The following is a 3213-nucleotide window of genomic DNA, read 5'->3' as shown; positions in this document are numbered from 1 at the left end:
CCTGCGGCAGCCGTTGCAGCACGCGGTCGCGCAGGCTCGCCGACAGTGCCTCGCCACCGGAGAACAGCCGGCGCAGGCTGGTGCAGCCCGCCGCCAGGGGTTCCTGGACGAACACTTGCAACAGCGGCGGCACGAAGTGCAGCGTGGTGACGCCATGCTGCTGCACCAACGCGGCGATGCGCTGCGGGTCGCGGTGCTCACCGGGGCCGGCCAGCACCAGCTTGCAGCCGGTGATCAGCGGCCAGAAGCATTCCCATACCGACACGTCGAAGCTGATCGGCGCCTTTTGCATCAGCACGTCGCTGTCTTCCAGCGCGTAGGTGGCCTGCATCCACTGCAGGCGCTCGGCCAGCGCCGCATGGGTGTTGCCCACGCCCTTGGGCTGGCCGGTGGAGCCGGAGGTGTAGATCACGTAGGCCAGGTTGTCGCCGTGCAGGTGCAGGCCTGGCGCCTGGCTTGGCCAGCTGTCCAGGTGCAGCTGGTCGAGGGCGATGGCGCTGACGCCGTCGACCTGCGGCAAGGTGGCGAGCATGGCGCTGTAGCTGAGCAGCAGGCTGGCCTTGCAGTCGCGCAGCATGTAGGCCAGACGCTCGGCCGGGTAGTCGACGTCCAGCGGCACATAGGCACCGCCGGCCTTGAGGATGGCCAGCAAACCGACCAGCAGTTGCGGCGAACGCTCGACGGCGATAGCCACGCAGGTGTCGGGGCCGACGCCTTTGTCGCGCAGGTAATGGGCCAGGCGGTTGGCCTGCTGGTGCAGCTCGGCGTAGTCGAGGCTGCCACCTTCCCAGGCCAGCGCCGTGCGCTGCGGGGTCTGGCGCGCCTGTTCGTTGAGCTGCTCGACCACCAGGCACTGAGGCGTCGGCGCAGGCGCTTGGCCCCAGGCAAGCAGTTGCTGGCGGCCTGGCTCATCGAGCAAGTCGACATCACCCAAGGCCAGCTGCGGTTGCGCACACACTTGCGCCAGCAGTGCCAGCAGGTGCTGGGCCAGACGCTCCACTGTGCTGTGTTCGAACAGCTTGGCCGCATAATCGAAGGCCAGGCTAAGGCGGCCCTGATGGTCTTCTTCGCTGTGCAGTTGCAGGTCGAACTTGGCTTCGCGGCTGTGCCACGGCAGCTCTTCGGCCAACAAGCCCGGCAGGCGGCGCAGGGCCGACAGGTCGCGCTGTTGATGGTTGAACATGACCTGGAACAGGCCTTGCTCACGGGCTTCAGGCAGGGCTTCGAGCAGTTGCTCGAACGGCAGGTCCTGGTGGGCCTGGGCGTCGAGGGTGGTTTGGCGTACTTGCGCCAGCAGCTGGGCGAACGGCTGGCGGCTGTCCAGTTGCGCGCGCAGCACCTGGGTGTTGATGAAGAAGCCGACCATGCCCTGGGTTTCCTGGCGCGGGCGGTTGGCGTTGGGCACGCCGACGCGGATGTCGGCCTGGCCGGTGTAGCGGTGCAGCAGGCCTTGCCAGGCAGCCAGCAAGACCATGAACAGGCTGGCCTGTTGCTCGCGGGCCAGGCCTTTGAGGGCCTCGGTCAGCTTGGCCGGCACTTTCAGGTTCAGGCGTGCGGCGTGGTTGGCCTGCTGGCTGGAACGCGGCTGGTCAGGGTAAAGGTCGAGCACCGGCAATGCATCGCCCAGCCGGGCTTTCCAGTATTCCAGCTGGCGCGCGCTTTCGCCTTCGGCCAACCACTGGCGCTGCCAGTTGCCATAGTCGGCATACCCCAGCGACAACGGGGCCAACGAGGCTTCAAGGCCTTGGCAACGGGCGGCATAGAGTTTGGCGAACTCGTCGAGCAGGATGTTCAGCGACCAGCCATCGGCAACGATGTGGTGCAGGGTCACCCACAGTTGATGGTCTTCGTCGTCCAGTCGCGCCAGGGTCACGCGCAGCAGCGGGCCTTGACCCAGGTCGAACGGTTGCTGTGCTTCCGCTTCGCGGCGCTCGGTTACGGCTGCGGCCTCCAGCCCTTGCAGGTCGAGGCGGCGAAGCTTGAACGGCTGCTCGGGCAGGATACGCTGCAGGGCCTGACCGTCTGCTTCGCAGAACACCGTGCGCAGCGCCTCGTGGCGCGCTACCAGCGCCTGGAACGCTGTCTCCAGGGCGGCCTCGTCCAGTTCGCCGCGCAGGTGCAGGCCGGCGGGGATGTTGTAGGCAGCGGATTGCGGTTCGAGCTGCCACAGCAACCACAGGCGGTTCTGCGCCAGCGACTGTGGCAGCGCCAGGCCACGGTTCAGGGAGGCAATGGCCGCGTTTACGCCACCGCCCTCATTGATGATTGCCGCCACCGCCGCGCTGTATTCGGCAAGGGTCGGCGCTTCGAACAAGGTGCGCAGGTTCAGTTGAATACCGAGCTCATCGGCCAGGCGCGCGGTGACCTGGGTGGCGGCAATGGAATTGCCGCCCAGTAGCAGGAAGTGATCGTCGGCCGCTACCGACTCGACCTTGAGGAGCTCGCACCAGATACCGGCGATGCGTGCCTGCAGGCCATCGCCGGCTACGGTGGCCTCGGTCGATTCGGTAGCGGCCGGGAAACGGGCATAGATATCGAGGCTGCCGTCATCCATGCGCAGGCGGCAGGCCGAACGCTGCAGCTTGCCGCTGGAGGTCTTGGGCAGCGCGCCCGGGTTGAGCAGCAGGACCACGGCCGGCGCCTGGCGGCAGGCATCGGCGATGACCTGGCGCAGGGTCTTGATCAGCGCCTCGGGCTGCATGGCCTTCTGCACGTTGCGGCTGATTTCCACCGCCACGCCGATCCCCTCCTCGCCCTGGTCGTCCACGGCGAACACCGCCACACGGCCTTTACGCAGCTGCTCGACCTCACGTTCCAGGGTCTTTTCCAGATCCTGCGGGTAGAGATTCTGCCCGCGCACGATCAGCATGTCCTTCAGGCGCCCGGTGACGAACACTTCGCCTTCGCGCATGAAGCCGAGGTCGCCGGTGCGCAGCCAGGTCTGTCCGTCCATTTCGACGAAGGTGCGGGCGCTGGCCTCGGGGTTGCGCCAGTAACCCAACGCGATACTCGGGCCCGCGGCCCAGACCTCGCCCACCTGGTCGTCGCCCAGCCATTGCTGGTGTTGAGGCTCGACGATGCGCACGGCGTGCCCCGGCTGCGGGTAGCCACAGCTCATCAGCACGCTGCCCTGGCCGGCTTGGGCGTGGTTGGCGGCCAAGGCCTGGGCATCCAGCTCCAGTGCCGCGATGCCCTGCCCACGGCGGCTGCCGC

The 3213-nt window shown here is 67.4% G+C and carries 1 protein-coding gene; it reads right to left on the bottom strand.

Translation table 11 applies throughout. The features are described from left to right. The coding region (locus tag PMI38_RS03630; protein ID WP_008090835.1) for a condensation domain-containing protein at positions 1–3213 on the bottom strand (3213 nt) is incomplete at both ends.

Source organism: Pseudomonas sp. GM84 (assembly GCF_000282535.1).
Classification (GTDB): Bacteria; Pseudomonadota; Gammaproteobacteria; order Pseudomonadales; family Pseudomonadaceae; genus Aquipseudomonas.
The sequence above is the reverse complement of the archived record's forward strand: the minus strand, read 5'-3'. Positions and strand labels throughout refer to the sequence as shown.